Annotated in this window: 17 protein-coding genes; 8 read left to right on the top strand and 9 right to left on the bottom strand. The window is 68.7% G+C overall.

Annotated features, from left to right (window positions below; all coding sequences use genetic code 11):
• Position 1: 1 nt before the first annotated feature.
• Positions 2 to 649 (top strand): cell division protein CrgA, encoded by a 648-nt coding sequence (locus tag BC102111_RS09955; RefSeq protein ID WP_101624229.1) that lies wholly within the window; start codon positions 2 to 4, stop codon positions 647 to 649.
• A gap of 294 nt (positions 650 to 943) precedes the next feature.
• Here BC102111_RS09955 and BC102111_RS09950 read toward each other — a convergent pair whose 3' ends face one another.
• Both BC102111_RS09950 and BC102111_RS09945 read right to left on the bottom strand, forming a co-directional pair.
• Entirely contained in the window at positions 944 to 1,651 is a 708-nt protein-coding gene (locus tag BC102111_RS09950) for a rhomboid family intramembrane serine protease (protein ID WP_227006994.1), read from the bottom strand.
• 19 nt (positions 1,652 to 1,670) lie between these two features.
• On the bottom strand, positions 1,671 to 2,213 hold the full coding sequence (locus tag BC102111_RS09945; RefSeq protein ID WP_009379838.1) for a peptidylprolyl isomerase: 543 nt from the start codon (positions 2,211 to 2,213) through the stop codon (positions 1,671 to 1,673).
• Between the two features lie 174 nt (positions 2,214 to 2,387).
• Here BC102111_RS09945 and BC102111_RS09940 point away from each other — a divergent pair, with 174 nt between their 5' ends.
• Positions 2,388 to 3,131, top strand: coding sequence for a hypothetical protein (locus tag BC102111_RS09940; RefSeq protein ID WP_227006995.1), 744 nt, complete (start codon positions 2,388 to 2,390; stop codon positions 3,129 to 3,131).
• A gap of 110 nt (positions 3,132 to 3,241) precedes the next feature.
• Here BC102111_RS09940 and BC102111_RS09935 read toward each other — a convergent pair whose 3' ends face one another.
• From BC102111_RS09935 to argS, 3 genes are all read right to left on the bottom strand, one after another.
• Positions 3,242 to 4,609, bottom strand: a complete 1,368-nt coding sequence (locus BC102111_RS09935; protein ID WP_101624227.1) for an FAD-binding oxidoreductase — start codon at positions 4,607 to 4,609, stop codon at positions 3,242 to 3,244.
• Between the two features lie 104 nt (positions 4,610 to 4,713).
• Entirely contained in the window at positions 4,714 to 5,973 is a 1,260-nt protein-coding gene (locus BC102111_RS09930) for an MFS transporter (RefSeq protein ID WP_308297884.1), read from the bottom strand.
• Positions 5,970 to 7,700 carry an arginine--tRNA ligase gene (gene argS, locus BC102111_RS09925; protein ID WP_101624226.1) on the bottom strand — a complete coding sequence of 577 codons (1,731 nt, stop codon included), beginning with the start codon at positions 7,698 to 7,700 and terminating at the stop codon, positions 5,970 to 5,972. Before argS ends, BC102111_RS09930 begins: the two co-directional genes overlap by 4 nt.
• Positions 7,701 to 7,777: 77 nt before the next feature.
• Here argS and BC102111_RS09920 point away from each other — a divergent pair, with 77 nt between their 5' ends.
• Positions 7,778 to 11,062, top strand: coding sequence for a S41 family peptidase (locus tag BC102111_RS09920; protein WP_101624225.1), 3,285 nt, complete (start codon positions 7,778 to 7,780; stop codon positions 11,060 to 11,062).
• Between the two features lie 41 nt (positions 11,063 to 11,103).
• Here the strand turns inward: BC102111_RS09920 and BC102111_RS09915 are convergent, their stop codons facing one another.
• Genes BC102111_RS09915 through BC102111_RS09905 form a run of 3 tightly spaced genes read right to left on the bottom strand, consistent with a single transcriptional unit; the run spans position 11,104 to position 13,589 of the window.
• Positions 11,104 to 11,721, bottom strand: a complete 618-nt coding sequence (locus BC102111_RS09915) for a hypothetical protein (RefSeq protein ID WP_009379850.1) — start codon at positions 11,719 to 11,721, stop codon at positions 11,104 to 11,106.
• Between the two features lie 2 nt (positions 11,722 to 11,723).
• On the bottom strand, positions 11,724 to 12,509 hold the full coding sequence (locus BC102111_RS09910; protein WP_101624224.1) for a pyrimidine reductase family protein: 786 nt from the start codon (positions 12,507 to 12,509) through the stop codon (positions 11,724 to 11,726).
• Between the two features lie 42 nt (positions 12,510 to 12,551).
• Positions 12,552 to 13,589, bottom strand: a complete 1,038-nt coding sequence (locus tag BC102111_RS09905; RefSeq protein WP_101624223.1) for a Dyp-type peroxidase — start codon at positions 13,587 to 13,589, stop codon at positions 12,552 to 12,554.
• Positions 13,590 to 14,038: 449 nt separating this feature from the next.
• Here BC102111_RS09905 and BC102111_RS09900 point away from each other — a divergent pair, with 449 nt between their 5' ends.
• Positions 14,039 to 14,404, top strand: coding sequence for a DUF488 domain-containing protein (locus tag BC102111_RS09900; RefSeq protein WP_009379853.1), 366 nt, complete (start codon positions 14,039 to 14,041; stop codon positions 14,402 to 14,404).
• Positions 14,405 to 14,431: 27 nt separating this feature from the next.
• Positions 14,432 to 14,785: a VOC family protein gene (locus BC102111_RS09895; RefSeq protein WP_009379854.1), complete on the top strand. Its 354-nt coding sequence runs from the start codon at positions 14,432 to 14,434 to the stop codon at positions 14,783 to 14,785.
• 61 nt (positions 14,786 to 14,846) lie between these two features.
• Here the strand turns inward: BC102111_RS09895 and BC102111_RS09890 are convergent, their stop codons facing one another.
• On the bottom strand, positions 14,847 to 15,056 hold the full coding sequence (locus BC102111_RS09890) for a DUF5808 domain-containing protein (RefSeq protein WP_009379855.1): 210 nt from the start codon (positions 15,054 to 15,056) through the stop codon (positions 14,847 to 14,849).
• A 306-nt stretch (positions 15,057 to 15,362) separates the two neighbouring features.
• On the opposite strand from BC102111_RS09890, the gene BC102111_RS09885 reads away from it, so the two are divergent.
• The 3 genes from BC102111_RS09885 to BC102111_RS09875 all read left to right on the top strand — a co-directional run bounded on the left by BC102111_RS09885 (position 15,363) and on the right by BC102111_RS09875 (position 20,814).
• Entirely contained in the window at positions 15,363 to 15,965 is a 603-nt protein-coding gene (locus BC102111_RS09885) for a TetR/AcrR family transcriptional regulator (RefSeq protein WP_009379856.1), read from the top strand.
• Positions 15,966 to 16,106: 141 nt separating this feature from the next.
• Entirely contained in the window at positions 16,107 to 17,459 is a 1,353-nt protein-coding gene (locus tag BC102111_RS09880; protein ID WP_101624222.1) for a Cmx/CmrA family chloramphenicol efflux MFS transporter, read from the top strand.
• Positions 17,460 to 18,036: 577 nt separating this feature from the next.
• A complete protein-coding gene (locus tag BC102111_RS09875; protein ID WP_101624221.1) occupies positions 18,037 to 20,814 on the top strand; it encodes an HNH endonuclease signature motif containing protein in 2,778 nt (925 codons plus the stop codon).
• Positions 20,815 to 20,922: the final 108 nt, after the last annotated feature.

Below are 20,922 nucleotides of genomic sequence, written 5' to 3'. Positions count from 1 at the left end.
CGTGGCCAAGTCCAAAGGACGGACCTCGCGCCCTCAGCGCACCTCGCGCACCACGGCGAAGCCCGAGTCGACGACCGACGACGCGGCCGTCGTCGAGGAGACCGACGTCGAGGTCACCGAGACCGACGCCACGGGAGGCACCGAGACGGTCGAGGTCACGGAGATCGAGGTCACCGAGACCGACGCGGACGAGGACACCGACGCTGAAGAGACGGACGCTGACGACGATGCAGCCGCCTCGGCGAAGGACGAGAAGAAGTCCGAGAGCACGGCGAAGGACTCGAAGGACAGGGTCTCCAAGGACAAGGACTCCAAGGACGCGAAGGCTGACTCCGCGAAGACCAAGGATTCAAAGGGCGGGAAGAAGGCCGCGACGAAGCGGACCTCGCGCTCGGGGAATCCCGCCAAGCGCTCGCAGGGCCGGAAGACGGCGAGCTACACCTCCGAGGCCGGTCAGCAGACGATCAAGCCGAACCCGCGCTGGTTCCTCCCCGTCCTCATCGGCCTCCTCCTCGTCGGCCTCATCTGGCTCGTGACGTTCTACATCACCCAGGGCGCGTTCCCCGTCGAGGCCTGGGGCAACTGGAACATCCTCATCGGCTTCGCGTTCTTCGTCGCGGGCCTCATCATGTCCACCCGCTGGCGATAGCGCCGCGCCGCTGCGCAGCCGCCACGCTGTCGCTCACCACGCAACCCTCCACTCGCCCCGATCACACGGGCAGGTGGAGGGTTTCGTCGACTTCTGAGTTATACCCAAGCAACGACTCTGTCCTGTGCATAACTTTTTTCACCCCTGTGACCTGGGGAAACACACGCGTGTAAGTTTTCCACCGTGTGGATAACCCCTGTGGACAAAGCACAGATGCAGTGCCGGGAGGCACATCGCCTGCGGTTCTCGGAGCCCCGGAGAACGTCCCCGACCCAGCTCTCAGGTGCCCGCCTCTCAGAGCCCCGGTGCCGGGCCGGCGGCGAGCGTCTTGACGACGGCGGCGACGGCCATGAGGACGACGAGGCCGGCGGCAACGAGCCAGAACACGAGGGTTGAGCGCTGAGGCTTGACGAGCAGCGCCGCGCAACCGAGGACGAAGCCGGTGAGCAGCCCGCCGAGGTGGGCCTCCCACGAGACACCCTCGACGAGGAACCCGTAGCCGAAGTTGAGGACGACGAAGAGGACGACACCGGTGATGTTGCGGTCGAGGCGCTTCGTCGGGACGAGGAGGACGCCGATGATCGCGAACACGGCACCCGAGGCGCCGATGTTGTTCGTCACCCAGTCCCGGCTCCACGGTTCGGCGAGGAGGAGGACCATGACGGAGCCGCCGATCGCGCCGAGGAGGTAGACCGCGAGGAAGCGCCACCGCCCGAGCGCCCGCTCGACGAACGAGCCGAAGAAGAAGAGCCCGATCATGTTCGCGAGCAGATGGATGGGAGAGGGCTGCTCGTGGACAAGGGCGACGGTGAGCAGGCGCCACGGCTGGTCGAGGGTGAGAGCGGGGACGAAGCTCAGCCGGTGGATGAGGTCGAGTCCCGGCAGCAGCTGGAGGAGGAACGACAGTCCCGTGACGATCATGATCGTCCGTGTCACCAGGGGGATGGACACGGACAGGGCCCGGCCTGATTCCCTGGCCGGGCCCTGTTCTGGTGTGCTCATGGCACCATCGTACTGGTGCTCAGGCGTCCTTGATCTCGACGGATTCGATGACGACCGGCTCGACGGGCTTGTCCATCGCACCCGTGCGCACGCCTTCGATCTCGTCGACGACCTTCTGCGAGGCCTCGTCGGCGACCTCGCCGAAGATCGTGTGCTTGCCGTTGAGCCACGGGGTCTCAGCGGTGGTGATGAAGAACTGCGAGCCGTTGGTGCCGCGGCCCATCTGCTTGCCGGCATTGGCCATCGCGAGCAGGTACTTCTTGTCGAACTGGAGTTCGGGGTGGATCTCGTCGTCGAAGACGTATCCGGGACCGCCGGTGCCGGTGCCGAGCGGGTCACCGCCCTGGATCATGAAGTTCGAGATGATGCGGTGGAAGCCGACGCCGTCGTAGAAGGGGCGCTTCGTCGGCTCACCGGTCTGGGGATCGGTGAACTCGCGCTCACCCGTGGCCAGCTCGACGAAGTTGGCGACCGTCTTCGGAGCATGGTTGCCGAAGAGGTTGATCGTGATGTCGCCGTGGTTGGTGTGCAGGACCGCTGTGTTCGTTGCAACTGTAGACATGCCCTCATTCTTCCATGCCGCACACAGGTCTGCGGTTCCATCAAGGTGGGTTTGTACGACTCTGCCAGCGTATCCGCAGGCAAATTCCTGGCCCTGAGGTGGCGTGCGCCCCCGGGCCAGGCCGTAGACTGGGGAGTGATCAGTTGCCCCTGACCCGGAGGATTGGGAATGTTCATGTCGAAGAAACCAGCTCGGAAGCCGCTCGCGTCGAAGCTCGATTCCGCGAAGAAGACGTCGCTCCGGTTCCTGGCCGACGCGTCGGATGCGGCGGCGCCCAAGCTCCGCGAGGCAGCCGACAGGGCGAATGAGCAGGTCGGTGTCTTCACGGAGAAGGCCCGTCCGCAGGTCGAGGCTCTGGCCGAGAAGGCCAACCGTCAGGTCCACGACATCGCCGACCGGATCGAGGCGTACCGCCCCGAAGCCACGGAGAGGGCCGGGAAGGTCGCCGGAACGGCTGCCGCCTCGCTCGCGGCGATGGAGACCCCGCAGCTCATCGACAACCTCGCTGTGCGCCTCACCGGTGACAAGAAGGCGATGAAGAAGGCCCGCAAGGCCCTCGCCAATGCCGGCAAGCGGATCCAGAAGGAGACCGCACAGAAGTCGAACACGAGCAAGAAGGCCCTCGTGTGGACGCTCGTCATCGGCTCGGCCGCCGGCATCGGCTACTACGTGTGGAAGAAGGCCCAGCCGGTCGAGGATCCCTGGTCGACCCCGCTGCCGAACAACCGTCCCGCTGACGCCCGCCCCGTCGGCTCGACCCCGGCCTCGCGCCAGGGCACGACGCCCACGGTCTCGCAGGCTCCGGTGCCCGAGTCGAAGACGGATGCCACCCCGGCTCCGAAGCCGACGACCGCGCCGAAGCCCGCGACTCCGAACCCCGCGGCCGGCGACCCGAAGGACACCAACGCCAAGCACTGAGACGCACCGACCGTCGCCGGTGACGACCGAGGCGGCCACCCGTTCGGGTGGCCGCCTCTGTGCTGTCCGGCAGCAGCCGGGGAACGCCCCGGCCCCAGCCGGGGCACGCCTCAGTACACGGCGCCCGGATTGAGGATGTTGTCCGGGTCGAGCGCGGCCTTGATCCGGTGGTTGAGCTCCATGACATCGGCGCCGAGGTAGTCGGCCAGCCACGGCTTCTTCAGCCGTCCCACCCCGTGCTCGCCGGTGATCGTCCCGCCGAGTGAGGTCGCCAAGTCCATCACCTCGCCGTAGGCGATGTCGGCCCGCGCTCGCTGTTCGGCGTCCGTGGGGTCGACGATGAGCAGCGGATGGGTGTTGCCGTCCCCGGCGTGGGCGATGACGGAGATGAGGACGTCGCGGTCCTCGGCGATCCGCTCGATCCCGACGACGAGATCGCCGAGGCGGGGCAGCGGCACGCCGACGTCCTCGAGCAGGAGGGTGCCCTTCTTCTCGACCGCGGGGATCGCCATCCGCCGGGCGGTGACGAAGGCCTCCCCCTCGTCGGCGTCGTCGGTCGCATAGACCTCGCTCGCCCCGTTCTTCGCACAGAGCTCCTCGACGGTCGCGATCTGTCCGGACGCATACTCGCCGGGTTCGTCGGACTGGATGACGAGCATGCCTGCGGCCTCCCGGTCGAGGCCCATCCGCAGCTCGTCCTCGACGGCATTGATCGAGGCGCGATCCATGAACTCGAGCATCGACAGGCGCATCTGCGCACAGATGTCGAGGACGGTCTGGGTCGCTCCCTCGAGGGTGGGGAACGTGGCGACGAGGGTCGTCGGCGGCAGCTGGGCGGGGATGAGGCGCAGGGTCACCTCGGTGATGATGCCGAGAGTGCCCTCGCTGCCGACGAAGAGCTTCGTCAGGGACAGCCCCGCGACGTCCTTGACGCGGGGCCCGCCGAGCTCGACGGCGCGGCCGTCGGCGAGCACGACCGTCATCCCGAGCACGTAGTCCGTCGTCACCCCGTACTTGACGCAGCAGAGCCCGCCCGCGTTCGTCGCGACGTTGCCGCCGATCGAGCAGAACTCGTACGACGAGGGGTCCGGCGGGTACCACAGGCCGTGCTCGGCGGCCGCGGCCTTGACCTCGGCGTTGAAGGCCCCCGGTTGGACGACGGCGATGCGGGTCGCAGGGTCGACGGCGATCTCCCGCATCCGGTCGAGGCAGACGATGATGCCGCCCTCGACCGCGGAGCTGCCGCCCGAGAGGCCGGAGCCGGCGCCGCGGGGGACGACGGGGATCTTTGCGGCCGCGGCGATGCGGACGACGGTCTGGACGTCCTCGGTCGAGGTCGCGCGGACGATGGCCAGCGGCATGCCCGCATCAGGGTCGTTCGCGCGATCCCACCGATAGGCGTCCATCGAATCGGGGTCGGTGACGATCGCCTCGGCGGGCAGGGCTGCGGACAGGGCGGATAGGACCTCGGCTGACATCATTCTCCTCGGATCAGGGCGACGTGGGTCTCACTCTACGTGAGCCGTGTCACAGTGACGAGGGCGGGGTGCGCAGCGACCTCGATGCTCAGCGCGGACAGCGCTCAGGCGAGCCGGCGCGGACCCATCCGCCCGGCGATCCGGGCCGCGAGGAGACCGGCGACGGTGAAGGACAGCGTCGCTGCCAGCACGAGGAGCTGCGGGACGACCCAGCCGTGGGTGACCGTGGCGAGCCAGCCCGCGAACGGCGGGGCCAGGGTCGCGGCGAGGTAGCCGCCGCCCTGCACCCGCGCCGAGCCGGATGCCGTCTCCCTGTCGCTGCCGGCGGTGCGGGCGATGATCGAGAGGATCGCGGTGAACCCGCCGCCCTGGGCGATGCCGCCGGTGACCGCCCAGACGACGTACGCATCGGGGGCTGTGAGCATGCCGAGAGGCAGGGAGAGCCAGAGGGCGGCGACGATCGCCACGGGCACCCACGGCCGCGACCGCGCGGCGAGCAGGGGCACGCCGAAGGCGCCGACGATGGCCGAGACCTGGAAGAGGGAGGCGGTGCCGCCGGCGAGCGCCGGGTCGAGGCGTGCGGTGTCGGCGAGGATCGAGGGCAGCCACGTCGTCGTCGTGTAGTACGCGATCGACTGCCCGGAGAAGGTGATGACGAGGAGGACGACGATGCGCCGGAACTCCGGGGAGACCTCCCGCCACGGCCGTTTCGCCTCCGCTGTCCGTGAGACGGCCGGGGCACCCGCCTCGGCGCCGGCAGTGTCCCCGGCAGCGCCGTCGATCGGGGTGCGGCGGATCCGGGTGCGGATGAGGATCATCCAGTAACCGAGGCCGAGGAGCGCGAGGACCGCCCACAGACCGATCGCCCACCGCCAGCCGACGAGGGCCGCGAGCGGCCCGGTGCCGATGAGGGTGACCATCGAGCCGACGTTCATCATCGCCGAGTAGAGCCCGGTGACCATGCCGACCTGGTTCCACGGGACCTCGCGGCGGATGATCACGGGCACGACGATGTTGCCGAGGGTGATCGCGAGTCCGATGACGCCGGTGCCGAGCAGGATGAGCCAGGTCGGCCCGACCGAACGCAGCACCGTGCCGACGAGGACCCCGGACAGGCACATGAGCACCGTCGTCTCCGCGCCGAGGCGGCGGATCGTCTTACTCGCCAGCGGCGTGGCGAGGGCGAAGAGGAGGACGGGCAGACCCGTGAGGAGGCCCGCCCCGGCCGCACTCAGCCCCGTGTCCGCACGGATGTCGCCGAGCACCGCGGTCGGGGCGATGATCGGGGTGCGCAGGTTGAGCGCGAGGACGACGATGCCCGCGACGATCCACGGGAGCATCGCGGGTCGCAGCGTGCCCGTCACATCCTCTCGGGCACGCGGATGCCGAGGACGCTCAGGCCCGCCTCGAGGACGGAGAGCACGGTCGCGCTCAGCCGCAAGCGGGAGGCCCGCAGCTCAGGCGTCGCCGCCGTGAGCACGGGGCACTGCTCGTAGAACGTCGTGAACGCCTGCGCGAGGTCGAAGAGGTACGTCGCCATCCGGTGCGGCTGGGAGCCGGCGGCCACCTCGGCGAGGACATCGGGGAACCCGAGGATCGCGAGCGCCAGTTCACGTTCGGACTGCTCGCCGAGGTGGATCGGGGAGTCGGCGAACGTGATGTCCTCAGCGGCAGCCTTGCGCAGGATCGAGCGGATCCGGGCGCCGGCGTACTGGAGGTAGGGCGCGGTGTTGCCGATGGGCGCGAGCATCCGGTCGAGGTCGAAGGTGTACGAGGTGTCGTGGGCGACGGAGAGGTCGGCGTACTTGACCGCGCCGATGCCGACGATGCGGGCGACCTCGTCGGCCTCCTCGGGGCTGAACTCGACGTTCGACTCCTCGAGGGTGGCCTTGGCGCGGGCGATCGCCTCGTCGAGGAGTTCGGCCAGGCGCAGCGGCTTGCCCGAGCGGGTCCGGAGGATCTTGCCGTCGGAGCCGAGGACGTTGCCGATCTTCACGTGTTCGAGGACCATGGTCTCCGGCACCCAGCCGGCGGCCCGGGCGGTCGCGAAGACCATCTCGAGGTGGAGCGACTGCGGGGCGCCGATGACGTAGAGGACGCGGTCGGCGTGGAGCACCCGGGCGCGGCGGCGGACGGCGGCGAGGTCGGTCGTCGCATAGCCGTAGCCGCCGTCGGACTTGCGGACGATGAGCGGCAGTGGCTGCCCGTCCCGGCCGGTGTAGCCCTCGGGGAACACGCACAGCGCCCCGTCGCTCATCCGGGCCAAGCCCTGGGCCTCGAGGTCGTCGCAGACCGCTTCGAGGTCGTCGTTGTAGATGCTCTCGCCGGCGAGGTCGGCATCTCGGAGGGTGACGTCGAGGAGGGAGTAGATGTGGTTGAAGTACTCCCGGGAGTAGCCGACGAGTCGCTCCCAGAGTTCGAGGGTCTGTGCGTCCCCACCCTGGAGGGCGACGACCCGGGTGCGGGCGCGGGTCGCGAAGTCCTCATCCGCGTCGAACTTCGCCCGGGCGGCCTGGTAGAAGGCGTTGGGGTCCTCGGCGATCGTCTGCGCGGTCTCCGAGTCGATGCCGACGTCGAGGAGGTGCTCGATGAGCATGCCGAAGGGGGTGCCCCAGTCGCCGATGTGGTTCTGCCGGATGACGGTGTTGCCGAGGTATTCGTGGGTGCGGGCGAGCGCATCGCCGACGACGGTGGTGCGCAGGTGCCCGACGTGCATCTCCTTCGCGACGTTCGGCGCCGAGTAGTCGATGACGATCCGCTGCGGGTCCGAAGGTGCGTCGACGGCGGTCGCGTCCTCGGCCTCGAGGACGCCTGCGAGGAACTCGGGGAGGAACGTGAGGTTGATGAACCCGGGACCGGAGATCTCCGGGGGCCGGCAGACGCCGTCGAGATCGAGGTGCTCGACGATCTGCCCGGCGACCTCCCGCGGCTTGGCCCCGAGCTCCTTCGCCAGCGGGAGGGCGACGTTGGCCTGGAAGTCGGCGAACTGCGAGCTCCTGATGACGGGATCGCGGTCGGCGAAGTCCTCCCCGAAGGCGGCAGAGAGGGCAGCGGCGAACCGGTCGGTGAGCAGAGAGGTGAGCGTCGGCATGTCCTCATTCTATTCGCGCCGACCCGACCCGCGGCACCGGTCCGTGCACGCCGCTCATCGGCTGTAATGTGGATCACGTGACTTATCTCAGGTACCCCCACATCAGCGGCGATCTCATCGCCTTCATCGCCGACGACGACGTCTGGCTCGTGCCGACTGCAGGCGGCCGGGCATGGCGGCTCACCGCCGATCGTGCTCCGGCCCGCAGTCCGCGATTCTCCCCGGACGGCTCCCACGTCGCGTACGTCTCCCACCGCGACGGTCATCCCGAGCTCATGCTCGCCGAGGTGGCGACCGGTGCCCTGCGCCGGCTCACCTGGCTCGGCGGGACCGCGACGACGATGCTCGGTTGGGAGGACGATTCCCACATCCTCATCGGTTCGAACGCGGGCGAAGCCGAGGTCCGCGACCATGTCGTCAAGCGCGTGGGCCTGGGTGGTGAGGTCGAGCGCCTCACGTGGGGTCGCGCATCCGGGTTCGCCCGGCACCCTTCCGGTGCCACGGCGCTCTCGACGCCGTACAGTCGTCCCCCGGCCCATTGGAAGCGCTACCGCGGAGGCACCGCGCCGAGGCTGTGGCTCGATCGGGCCGGCGACGCCGACGGGGCGGGGACGCAGTGGCAGCGGCTGCTGCGCGACGAGGCCGCCTCGCTCACCGATCCCCTCTGGGTCGGCGACTCACTCGTCTTCACCTCCGACCGGGCCGCGACGTTCCCCGACGATGCCGACGAGCAGGCGAACCTGTGGATCTGGGACGGACTGGCCACGGCTGCCGGCGACCGCCTCGGCGAACCCCGGCAGCTCACCCATCAGACGGAGGCCGACGGCTACGTACGCGACGCGACGACCGACGGCAGAAGGATCGTGTGGCACTCCCGCGGCGAGATCAAGGTCCTCGACTCCCTCGACGGGCCGGTCCGCACCCTCGACGTCACCCTTCCGGGCACGCAGGTGCAGCCGCGCTCGCTCACAGCCGATTCCGGGGTCGGTGCCATCGCCCCTGACCACGGCGGCAATGCCTCGGCGATCGAATGGCGGGGGAAGGCGTTCTGGCTCGCCCACCGCGAGGGTCCGGCCAGGGCGCTGGCGGCCGAGTCGGCCGTGCGGGTGCGTGAACCCGTCGTCCTCGGGCAGACCGGCGCGGTCGCCTACGTCACCGACGTCGACGGCGAGGATGCGATCGAGGTCCGGGAGACCTCCGGGTCGAAACCGCCTCGGCGGATCGGGGCCGGGGCTCTCGGACGCGTCCTCCACATGTCCGCCGATCCCGCGGGACGGATCCTCGCGACGATCTCCCACGACGGGACGGTCCGCCTCGTCGAGGTCGCCGGCGGCGGCAGCCGTGTCGTCGGCCATTCCGGCTTCGGAGAGGCGACGAGTCCGCGCTTCTCCCCCGACGGGAAGTACCTCGTCTGGGCGCAGCCGACGCAGGGCGAGGGGGATCTCAACCGGCTGATGATCACCGAGGTGCGCTCTGATGAGGAGGGCAGGCCGCTGACGACGGGACGGTTCAACGACTTCTCCCCCGCGTTCACCCGCGACGGGAAGTACGTCGCGTTCCTCTCCGACCGGACCTTCGATCCCGCGTACAACCAGCATTCCTTCGACCTCTCCTTCAACGGGGTGACCCGGCCGTGGCTGCTGCCGCTCTCGGCCACCGACCCCGCACCCTTCGGGCCGAGCACCGCCGGATGGGCGATCAGCGAGCTCACCGAGGAGCGCGAGAAGGGCCAGAAGAAGTCCGGAAAGGACACCGTGAGCACGGTCGAGCCCGACCTCGACGGTGCCGAGGAGCGGATCGTCCCGTTCCCCGTCTCCTCCGGAGTCTTCCGGGACCTCGAGTCCGCCGACGGCGGAGTGCTGTGGATGCGCAAGGGCGATGCCGAGGACGGCGAGCTCGGCGACCGGTACGCGGGTGTCACGGGGGACAAGCCGCGCGAGCAGGTCCAGTACTTCGACTTCGCCAAGCGCAAGCTCGTCACCGTCGTCGACAAGGCCGACGACTATCGGGTGAGCGGCGACGGAAAGCTCATCGTCGTCACCGACGGCGACGACGTCACCGTGCGCCCCGCGAACCGGAAGGTCGAGGCCGATGACGACGAGTCCGTGACCGTCGACCTCTCTCGGCTGCGCTTCGAGCTCGACCAGCGGGCCGAGTGGCTGCAGATGTTCGAGGAGAACGCCCGGATCATGCGCGACCACTACTGGCGGGCCGACATGAACGGCGTCGACTGGCAGGGGGTGACCCTGCGGTGGCGCCAGGTCGCGGCGAAGGCGCTCACCCACGACGACCTCGTCGACATCCTCTGGGAGACCGTGGGCGAGCTCAACACCTCCCACGCCTACGTCACCCCGCCCGAGCCGCTCGGCGATGAGTCGAAACGGCTCGGCTTCCTCGGCGCTGATCTCGCCCGCACCGACAAGGGCTGGGAGATCGTCCGCATCCTCCCCGGTGAGACGAGTGAGCCGGCGGCGAGGTCGCCGCTGCGTCAGGCCGGTGTCGGGGCGCAGCCCGGGGACGTCATCGTCGCCGTGGGCGGGCAGAGCGTCGATGAGGACCTCGGTCCCGCGCCGCTGCTCGTCGGGGCAGCCGACCAGATCGTCGAACTCACGCTGCGCACCGGGCGCAGGGAGCGCACGGTCGCGGTCGTGCCGGTGAAGTCCGAGGAGAAGCTGCGCTATCAGGACTGGGTGCGCTCGCGGCGCGAGTACGTCAGGGAGGCGACGGGCGGCAGGCTCGGCTACGTCCACATCCCCGACATGATGGCCGGCGGCTGGGCACAGCTGCACCGCGACATCCGGCAGGCGATGGCCGCCGACGGCGTCATCGCCGACGTCCGGTTCAACCGGGGCGGGCACACGAGCGCCCTCGTCGCCGAGCGCCTCGCCGACCGCGTCATCGCGTGGAGCGCCACCCGGTCGTACGACGAGATGGTCCCGGATCCGGAGAACACGCGCCGCGGGCCGGTCGTCTTCCTCGCCAACGAGTTCTCCGGCTCCGACGGGGACATCATCAACGCCCGGGTCCAGGCGAAGGGCATCGGACCGGTCATCGGGGTGCGCACGTGGGGCGGGGTCGTCGGCATCGACGGCCGCTATGAGCTCGTCGACGGGACGAAGGTCACCCAGCCGCGGTATGCGTTCTGGCTCGAGGGCAAGGAGTGGGAGGTGGAGAACCACGGCGTCGACCCGGACATCGAGGTCGAGCACGATCCCTCGCAGCTCTTCGCCGAGGCCGATCCGCAGCTCGACCGGGCGATCGCCGAGGTGCTCGCCCGCCTCGAGGAGACCCCCGCGGTCACCGCACCCGAGATGCCCGAACCCCGTGTCCGCATCCGCCGCCGAGGTGGTGCTGGGGAGTAGCGGCTGGCTCAGGTGGGGCCGGGGAGCGGGTTTCCCCGGCCTCAGCCTTGCGCGTCGACCGGGGCGAGCGCCCAGAGGCCGAAGGCGAGGAGGACGAATCCGGGGATGACCCCGGCGAGCACCGGGATGAAGGCGGGTGCCGGGATGAAGAACGCGATGAACCCGGCGATCCCGCAGAGCGTGACGACCCCGGCGAGGAGATGGAAGCGGCGGAGTCCGAACACGTGGCCGAGGGCGAAGAAGTGGGACCCGACGACGACCGAGACCCACGCGACGCCGAGCTCCGGGTACCCGAGCCCTGCGAGCAGCTTCGTCCCGCCGAAGAGCGCGAGGGCTTCGACGGCGACGATGATCCAGAAGCTCGTGCCGAACGCCTTCGCGGTTCCGGCCTGCGGGGATCCCCGCCTGCGACCATAGCTGCGGAAGGCGAGGAAGAGGATCGCTGCGAAGGCGAGGATCCCGACGACGAGGACCATGATCCGACCGACCGTCGAGAAGCCTGAGCTGTTGACGACGAGGAAGACGAGGCCGAACGCCCCGCCGATGAGCGCACCGATCTCCGCGCCGCGCGCCGGTTGGGGACGGACGGTGTCCGCGACGTCGTCCGGCGGGGGCGAGGCTGGAGGGTCGGTCGGCGGGACGTCGGGGATCTGCGTCATCGTCAGCTCCGTTCGAAGCGGTAGAGGAGGTAGAGGTACCCGTCGTCGGTGGCGAGCACCTCGGCGAGGTCGAGGGGGACCGGGGGATCGAGGGCCGGGCCGTGGACGATGCGGGTGCCCTGACCGCCGACGATCTCGGGCGAACGGGTGAGGCAGAGCTCGTCGGCGCAGCCGGCGCGGACGAGTTCGGCGAAGACGCTCGGTCCGCCCTCGCAGACGATGCGTTCGAAGCCCCGTTCCCGCAGTGCGGCGAGCGCGAGCGTGAGGTCGACGGTGTCGGCTCCGGCGACGATCACCTCGGCGACTTCAGCGGCCTTCGCCCTCGCCTCGGCGGGGGAGGATTCGCTCGTGAGGACGATCGTGCGCGCCCATGCGGGGGCGTCGACGAAGAGCGGGGAGGAGAAGTCGAGGGCGAGGCTGTCGGTGACGACGGCGATGGGCGCGGTCGGGCTGCGGCCCTCCCTGAGCCCGCGCCAGCGGGAGTCGTCCTCGGCCGGACCGTACTCCTCGGTGCGGGCGGTGCCGGCTCCGACGAGGATGACGTCGGCAAGCGCACGGTTGAGCGCGAAGACCGCGCGGTCGACGGCGTTGCCGAGCCCGCCGGCGCGCCCGGAGACGGTCGCGGCACCGTCGACCGAGGCGACGAAGACGGCGCGGACCCACGACTGCGCGTCGGCGGGTGACCGGGCGTCGGCGGGGAACGCGAAGGCCTCGGGCAGGCTGAGGTCCGGGGTTCCGCCGTCAGTCGCTCCGGGGAGGAGCCGGCGGACGGTGGGGATCTCGGTCATCGCCGATCACGCTCCTTGCCGCTGGATCCGAGGATCCGAGCCTCAGCCCTGCGCGTTCGTGTTCTCCGGGCTCGAACCCTGTGCGCTCGAGCTCTGCGTGGTCGCGCCCCGCGAGTTCGAACCGAGCACCGAGGTCGGATCGTCGAGGAAGTCCTGCGTCGGGACGAAGAACAGGCCGCCGGTCAGGGCTGTCGAGAAGTCGAGGATCCGGTCGTGGGTGGCGTCGCCGTGGCCCAAGAACATGTGTTCGAGCATCGTCTCCGTGACCTCGGGGTCGGCGGCGTAGCCGATGAAGTACGTGCCGAAGTCCCCGGATTCGACGGAGCCGAAGACCATGTTGTCGCGCACGATCTTGCGTTCCCTGCCATCGGGCCCGGTGATCGTGTTGAGGACGATATGCGAGTCGGGGGCCTTGTCCTTGTCGGGGAACTCCATGTCGGAGAGCTTGTGGCGACCGAACGCCGCCTGCTGATCCTCGACGGTGATCGAGTTCCACTTCGGGAGGTCGTGGATGTACTTCTGGACGATGACGTAGCTGCTGCCGGCGAAGTCGGGGTCCTCGTCGCCGACGAAGACCGAGTCGACGGCGAGCTGGTCCTCGGGGTTCGCGGTGCCGTCGACGAAGCCGAGGATGTCGCGCTGGTCGAAGTAGCGGAAGGCGTGGACCTCGTCGACGACGTCGACGGACTCGGAGATCTGGTTGATGAGCTGCCGGGCGAGCTCGAAGCTCATGTCGGTGCGCTGGGAGCGGATGTGGAAGAGAAGGTCACCGGGCGTCGAGGGTGCGACGTGGGTGCCGCCGCGCAGCTCTTTGAATGGGTGGAGCTTGGCCGGTCGCTTCTCGGGGTAGAGACGATCCCAGAGATCGGCGCCGATGCCGGTGACACACGAGAGGTTCGCGGCCTTCGCGCGGAAGCCGACGGCGCGGATGACCCCGCCGATCCCGCCGAGGAACTCGCGGATGGCGTCCTCGGCACCCGGTTTGACGGTGACGACGACGAAGACGGCCGACGGTGCCGGCGGTTCGAGGACGTGCTGGGGGCTGACTGCGCTCGGGGGTGATGCGTACTGGAAAGTCACTGATCCGTCTCCTGTTCCGCGGCCCACGGAGGAGTGTGAGCCGAACGACAATCGTCCTTGGTCGGTCAGTATACGCGGAGAACACGGCTTCGACGTTGCCACCGGCTGAAGTCATCCGCGCGCAGTTGATCTGCGCACCGACGATCGCCGACGACGGCATCGTCGCAGGTGGACGCCGGTCCCGGGTTGGGGCGCTCTCGTCTCCGGCCCAGTGGTGGATGGATCCCATTGCCGGTGGCTAGACTGACCAGCACCAGCGTTGACGAACCTGCATCGATGACGGCCGACCTGTACCGACGACGAACCGGCACCGACGACGAATCTGCCAGTCCAAGAAATCCTGGCAGACTCAGAAACCCCGGCAGACGCAGCAGTCCTGCCAGACACAGAAGCCCCGGCAGACCCAGAAGCCCCGGCAGACCCAGAAACCGACGAGAGCGAGGAGCGCCATGACCGAGACGAGCGCGATCCGCGTCAAGCGGATCTACGAGGATCCGAGTCCCGACGACGGCGCACGCGTCCTCGTCGATCGTCTGTGGCCGCGCGGGGTGAGCAAGGAGCGCGCCGACCTCACCGAGTGGCTCAAGGGCGTCGCCCCCTCGACGGACCTGCGGAAGTGGTACGGCCACGATCCCGCGAAGTTCGACGAGTTCTCCCGCCGCTACCGTGATGAACTCGACGACGACGAACACGCCGAGGCGTTCGCGACCCTCCGCGACTTCGCACGGAAGGGCACGCTCACCCTGCTCACCGCCTCGAAGGACGTCGGGATCAGCGAGGCCGCCGTCCTCGAGCACGTCCTCACCGGCGGCTAGTCCCGGTTCGTCGCCTACGCTGTGACCATGGACCTGACGTGGGAGCAGATCGTCGTCGATGCCGCTGATCCGCACGCTCTCGGCCGGTGGTGGGCCGAGGCGCTCGGCTGGGTCGTCGTCGATGAGAGCAAGGACGAGATCGAGATCAGGGAGAGCCCCGATAGCCTGCCCGGCCTGCTGTTCGGGCGCAACCCGAACGCGAAGTCCGTGAAGAACCGCCTCCATCCGGACTTCCGTCCCGTCGATCAGGCCGCCGAGGTGGCCCGCCTCCTCGACCTCGGAGCGCGCCGGGTCGAAGTCGGGCAGTCCGGGGACGAACCGTGGGTCGTCCTTGCCGATCCCGAGGGCAACGAGTTCTGCCTCCTCTCCTCGCGGCGCTGACAGGGCGCGCTCGATGCGCACACGGGTGCCGCAGAACACGGGTGCCGCAGAACACGACGACTCAGAACACGACGCCCCAGACGATCACGGCGATGAGGACGACGAGGACGACGAGCGTCCACACGCTGCCGAAGTTGACCGTCCACCCGATGCCGACGCGCTTGGGGACGAGGAATCCGGGATCGCGCGGACAGAAATAGAGGAGTCCGAACTTCCAGTTCGCATCATCGTCTCGCAGCTGCTGCTTCTCCGCCTCGCTGAGCGAACTCATCGTCGAATCTCCTCCTCGTGTCTCGGCCTGCTTCGTAAGAGCCATCTCTGGTCTGGCCACGGTCCCGGACCTCTGTCCTCGACCGTTCCATCTCGGTGTCGCCCCGACCTGGGCCCGCTCTGTCCCGGACCGGCCTGCTCTGTCCCGGACCGGCCCGGTCGTGTGGACCCAGCCGTCCCGGACCCGTTGTCAGGCCCTCTTCGCCGTCGACGACGCCTGCTGTCAGGCTACGCCCCATACCCCTGTGACGAAAACTCACTGAAATTTTATTGGACACATCTGTCCAATATGCCTTAGGGTCGAAGTATGGGCAGGAAGAAGACGTTCGACGAACAGGCGGTGATCGACGCCGCGATCGCCGTGTTCAGCGAACACGGGTACACGGGCACCGATGTCGGTCTCGTGTGCGAGCGGGCGAACATCGGCCGCTCGAGCTTCTACAACACCTTTGACAGCCTCGACGCGGTCTTCCTCCGGGCCCTGCGGGACTACACGGCGACCGGCATCCCGGCGCGCGAGCACCTGCTCACCAGCGACCGGCCCGCTCCCGCGCTCCTCTTCGAGCGCCTCGGCGGGGAGCTGGCGCAACAGTGCGCGGACGAGAAGCGGATCGGCTGCCTGTCGGCGAACACGGCCGCCGAGCTCGGACGCGAGGTCGACGCCGTCTGCACGATCCTTGATCCCGACCGGGCCGCGTGGCTCGAGACCTACCGGACCCTCGTCGTCCGCGGTCAGGCGGAAGGTCACCTGCGCTCGGAGCTCGACCCGAAGTCGACGGGCGAACTCGTCCAGAGCGTCCTCGCGGGACTCCGGGTCTCCGCCCGCGTCATGCCCGCCGAAGATGTCGACGCCCAAGCCCGCACCTTCGTCGCCGCTCTGTGCACCCCGGCCGGCGCCGAAACGTTCTGAGGTCCCGAACCCACCACGCACGGCACCAACAGCACACACGCTTCCGCAGCCACCGCGCACGCTTTCGCCACCGTCCGCACGACAACCACCCACACGAGACAACCCACACGCGACACCACCCAGACGAGGGGACCTGAGCTCATGACGTCATCGACCACCGGCACGACCACCTCGGCGACCGACGATTCATCCACCCGACCCCGAGTCCCGGCCCAGGTCTACCTGCTCGCTGCCGCGATCTTCTGCCTCGGCACCTCGGAGTTCATGATCGCCGGCCTCCTCGAGCCGATCAGCGCCGACCTCGGCATCTCGATCCCCCAAGCAGGCCTCCTCATCACGGGATTCGCCGTCGGCATGATCGTCGGGGCACCGGCGATGGCTCTGCTGACCCTGCGACTGCCCAGGCGGGCGACGATGATCATCACGATCGTCGCGTTCTCCGCCCTCCACATCCTCGGCGCGCTGGCCCCGAACTATCCGATCCTCATGCTCAGCCGCGTCCTCTCCGCCGTCGCGTGCGGCGGATTCTGGGCGGTCGCCGCCGTCCACACGACCCGCATCGCCCCAGTTCAGGTCCGCGGCCGAGCCCTCGCGAGCCTCGTCGGTGGCCTCACCGTCGCCAACCTCGTCGGCGTGCCCATGGGGGCGTGGATCGGTGCGCAGTTCGGCTGGCGGGCCACCTTCTGGGCGATCGCGATCGTCACCGCGGCTGCCGCCGTCCTCATCGCCGTGATGACCCGGCCGAGTGCGGATCGGGACTCCGCCGCCGAGGCGGCCGACCGTTCCGCAGTCCACCTCCCGACCCTGGTGCGGGCCGAACTCGCGGCGTTCCGGGGACCGCGGATCTGGCTCGCGCTGTCCACGACGGCGCTCTTCCAGGCGTCCGTGTTCGCGGCGTTCTCCTACTTCTCCCCGCTGCTCACGCAGATCGCCGGAATCCCACACGACTTCGTCCCAGGCGTGCTCGCCGCCTTCGGCATCGGAGCCTTCATCGGGGTCGTCGTCGGGGGACGGCTGGCCGACCGCACCGTCTTCGGCAACATAGTCGGCAGCCTCACGGCGCTCGCGCTCAGTCTCTTCGCCCTGTGGCTCGTCGCCGGTATCGGATGGGCGGCGATCGTCGTCATCGTCCTCATCGGAGCGAGCGGCTTCTCGATCGCCGGTGCCCTCAATGCCCGAGTGTTCCAGATCGCGACCGAGGCGCCGACCTTGGCGGCGAGCGTGAATACCTCCGCGTTCAATGTCGGCAACGCCCTCGGTCCTGCCGCCGGGGCCGCGGTCATCGCGCTCGGGTGGGGCTTCCGCGCCCCGGTCGTCGTCGCAATCGTCCTCGCCGTCGCCGCCCTCGGCGTCGCCGCCGTGGCCATCCGCGGGGAGCGGGCGTGGCGACAGCGTCAGATCGCCGAAGTGGGGGCCGAGACCGCGCCGAACCCGACGGACGGTGACCCCGACCGAAACACCTCCTCCTGCGGGGCGGCCGGCAAGGCCGAGTGACCACGGTCCGGGCGGTGCACGTGCCGGTTAATGCTCAGAATGTGTGTACAGGATCGGCCTCTTTCCCAGTAGGCAGAAGGGCAAGACCGGGTTGAACATGCTCGGTAGAAGTTGAACATGCTCGGTTGAACGGCAGCGCCTTGCCGAGTACGTGCTCCTGGTTGCACGAGGGCGACCTCGTCGCTGAGGCGGTGGGAGGTGCGCGCAATGCGCTCCGAAGTCAGGACTGCCCGAAGTCAGGAGTGTCCCCGAGCCAGCACTGCCCCCGAACCTGTGCTGCCCTCGCATCTGTGCTGCCCGCGCATCTGTGCTGCCCGCGAACCTGTACTGACGGTCGATACCGCCGACCGACGCCGATCGAGGCGGACGACAGCGGATATCGGCCCATGTCCGAATGTCGTGTCAGTGCCGTCTGCCACCATAGAAACACAACAACACACAGACCACCACCACCGACCAGGAGACCACCCACACACCCCCTCACACCCACAACCACAACCGCCATTCCCATTCCGTACGACCCGATCCCCCTGCACCGCTCTTCCCCGACAACGACGTCAGAGACAGGTGACACACCATGCGCGACACCACCGCTGATCTCAGCGGACCCGACGACCCCGGCACGGGCACCCCCGGCCCGGTCGCCTCGTCGCGCTACACCCTGTACCTGGGATCGAACCTCACCGACCTCGCCACCGCCTCCACCACCGTCGACCTCGCCCAACTCCACGTCTTCGAACTCACCGCCGGCCACATCCTCGCCGAGATCATCCACGACCACGACCACCCCACCCCCACCGACGGAACCCCCTACCGGTTCGCCACCATCGCCGAAACCCTCAACCGACACAACGGACAACCGGACTCCAGCCACGTCGCAAACGATGCCCCTACCCGACCTGAATCAGCCGACGCCACATCGAACACTGCCCCTTCCGCACCCGCAGATTCCGGTCACGTCCCCGTCCCCGCTGACGAATCAGGATCACCCCGGCTTTCAGCACCGGCAGACTCGACGATCGAACACCCCACAATCCAGGACCTGCCCGACTTCCCCGGATTTACCCCCGACACGACCTTCTCAGCGTGGGTCCATGACCACGTGGCCACCGAACACCTCGGGGCGATCTCCACGATCCTCGGCACCACCACCGCCCGCACCTACCGCCACCTCACCCAAGCTGTGACCCTCATCCACGGACTCCCCCGCTTCACCGCCCGTGCCCGCTCCGGCGAGTTCACCCTCGCCCACATGATCACCGCCGCCGACCTCTGCCAAACCGTGGCCTTTCAACACCTCCCCCGCCTCGACCAGCACCTAGCCACCAGACGTGCCGATGTCACCAGTGACACCCTGCGCACCGGGCTGCGCAAACTCATCCACCTCCTCCAAACCCCCGACGACCGGTCCCACATCGCCGCCCAGCGCCGCCGCGTCGACGTCGACACCTTCGGCAACGGCACCGCCTGCCTGTCCATCACCGCCCCCGCCGATGAAATCCATGCCGCCTACGCCCGCGTGAACGCCATGGCCAGAGCCATCCACAACGGCCAAACCACCACCCTCAACCTCCCCGCCGGGGTCGAGATCATCGACGAGCGCACCATCAGCGCCCTCATGTGCGACATGTTCCTCCGCCCCCACCCGAAACTGGCCATCCGAGTCCGCGAACTCGACCCCATCACCGGCATCCAAACCCACCGGCAGACACCCCTGCTCGATGAGAACGGGGAACCCCGGTTTCACTATGACGACACCACCATCACCGGACTCACCGACCTCCTCACCCCCGGGGCCGCACCCGATGGGACGAGTCACCGCCCGAACCCGGCCGGACTCGAATCGGCCGGCACCTGCACGATCGGGAACAGTCCGTCGGGAACCGGCCGGTCACAAGCACCACCAACAGGAACCGGATCAGCCCGGACCGGAACAGCCCCAGCTGGAACACCCCCGGCAGGCACAAGATCCTCGGAAACTGGGAAGACAGAACCCACAGATTCCACGTCGCGTCATGCGCCTGGGGCATCGTTCTTCCCCCACGGCCGCCCCCAACCGGTAGTACTCGAGTACGCCATCCTCGTGGACATGGAGTCCGGGCCTGAGGCGATGCGCAACCAAGCCGGTGTCATCGTCACCGTCCCCTTCCTCACCCTCACCGGCGACGCCAACCTCCCCGGTGTCCTCGCCGACGGATCCCCCATCCCGGCAGAGACCGCCCGTCGCATCGCCGCCGGTGCCCCGACACTGACCCGGATCCTCACCGACCCGGCCACCGGCACCCCACTCAACGCCCAAGCACTGACCTACGCGATCCCGAAACCCGTGCGGCGGACCCTGATCAACCAATGGGCCACCTGCACCTTCCCCGGCTGCACCAGAACCGCGGAGAAGACCGAGATCGATCATGTCGACCCGTTCAACCACACCGACCCCATCCAGGGTGGGCTCACCCAGTTCGGCAACCTCCACCCCTTATGCAAGAAACACCACGCGGTGAAGACCGCACGCCGATACGCCGTGGACATGAACGACCGGGGCAGTGGAACGAGTCGGATCGCCTACGAGTTCCCCCACGGGCTGATGACCACGATCGAGGCCCCCGACCAACCCATCGACATCGACCACGCCCTCAGATTCGCCGACCTGGCCCGGATGCGACCATGCCGGAGGGTGACCCCAGACCATGACGTCCCGGACGAACCCGCAATCATTGAAGTTCCACCCACGAGAGAACACGTCAAGGAGCACAGAGCACAACAGCGACGGATCGCGGAAGTCGCTGCCCGTGACCAAGCGCTGCGGGAGGCTACCGAGGCATCGAATGCGGCACGGGCACGTCTGCGTCTCGAACACGCCCTGGATTGGGAACACGCCGTCTTCCCAGCCTGTCTGCCTCCCGGGCATGACCCGGTGAGGATGAAGGCCCTGCCACCAGGAACGAGTGACCCGTTCGCTGCCGCTGACGCCGAGCGCGGCTGGTCCTCACAACGGTCGTCGTCGCTGGTGTGGTGTACGGGGAGGAGTCTGTGTGAGACGGATCCCCCTGTCGGGCATCACCCGTTGGGGCCGGTCGAACCGATCACCGGACACCGGTCCCTGGCCCAACAGCGCAAGCACGCAATCGCCCAGCGTGCGAAACGACTGCGGGCAGCCGCCGAGGCCAAACGCCAACCAGGCCGACGGCGGAAAGCGGGTGGGCGGAAACCGAAACCCCGCCGCACACCGGCAGTTCCGAACGTGTCGACGAGTCAGAACGTGTCGACGAGTCAAAGGACGCCCACAGTCCAGACTGAGTCGAGTGGCCAGGCAACGTCGACTGCCGACCGAACGCCTGAATCGCCCCGGGGATAATAGAGGCAGGGAGATTGGAAGAAGGAGATTCTCTCTTGCCAGTGAAATACACCGACGAACTCAAGGCTCGCGCCGTCGAACTCGTCATTCATGCTCAGGCCGATCCGG

Origin of the sequence: Brevibacterium casei CIP 102111, assembly GCF_900169275.1 — a bacterium.
GTDB lineage: Bacteria > Actinomycetota > Actinomycetes > Actinomycetales > Brevibacteriaceae > Brevibacterium > Brevibacterium casei.
The sequence above is the reverse complement of the archived record's forward strand: the minus strand, read 5'-3'. Positions and strand labels throughout refer to the sequence as shown.

What these genes read in the sequence shown, in the direction of transcription:
- BC102111_RS09945 (WP_009379838.1), bottom strand. Translation starts at nt 2,213, where the DNA reads ATGTCTACAGTTGCAACGAACACAGCGGTCCTGCACACCAACCACGGC.
- BC102111_RS09940 (WP_227006995.1), top strand. Translation starts at nt 2,388, where the DNA reads ATGTCGAAGAAACCAGCTCGGAAGCCGCTCGCGTCGAAGCTCGATTCC.
- BC102111_RS09935 (WP_101624227.1), bottom strand. Translation starts at nt 4,609, where the DNA reads ATGTCAGCCGAGGTCCTATCCGCCCTGTCCGCAGCCCTGCCCGCCGAG.
- BC102111_RS09895 (WP_009379854.1), top strand. Translation starts at nt 14,432, where the DNA reads ATGGACCTGACGTGGGAGCAGATCGTCGTCGATGCCGCTGATCCGCAC.
- BC102111_RS09950 (WP_227006994.1), bottom strand. Translation starts at nt 1,651, where the DNA reads ATGAGCACACCAGAACAGGGCCCGGCCAGGGAATCAGGCCGGGCCCTG.
- BC102111_RS09900 (WP_009379853.1), top strand. Translation starts at nt 14,039, where the DNA reads ATGACCGAGACGAGCGCGATCCGCGTCAAGCGGATCTACGAGGATCCG.
- BC102111_RS09885 (WP_009379856.1), top strand. Translation starts at nt 15,363, where the DNA reads ATGGGCAGGAAGAAGACGTTCGACGAACAGGCGGTGATCGACGCCGCG.
- argS (WP_101624226.1), bottom strand. Translation starts at nt 7,700, where the DNA reads ATGCCGACGCTCACCTCTCTGCTCACCGACCGGTTCGCCGCTGCCCTC.
- BC102111_RS09880 (WP_101624222.1), top strand. Translation starts at nt 16,107, where the DNA reads ATGACGTCATCGACCACCGGCACGACCACCTCGGCGACCGACGATTCA.
- BC102111_RS09875 (WP_101624221.1), top strand. Translation starts at nt 18,037, where the DNA reads ATGCGCGACACCACCGCTGATCTCAGCGGACCCGACGACCCCGGCACG.
- BC102111_RS09890 (WP_009379855.1), bottom strand. Translation starts at nt 15,056, where the DNA reads ATGAGTTCGCTCAGCGAGGCGGAGAAGCAGCAGCTGCGAGACGATGAT.
- BC102111_RS09915 (WP_009379850.1), bottom strand. Translation starts at nt 11,721, where the DNA reads ATGACGCAGATCCCCGACGTCCCGCCGACCGACCCTCCAGCCTCGCCC.
- BC102111_RS09910 (WP_101624224.1), bottom strand. Translation starts at nt 12,509, where the DNA reads ATGACCGAGATCCCCACCGTCCGCCGGCTCCTCCCCGGAGCGACTGAC.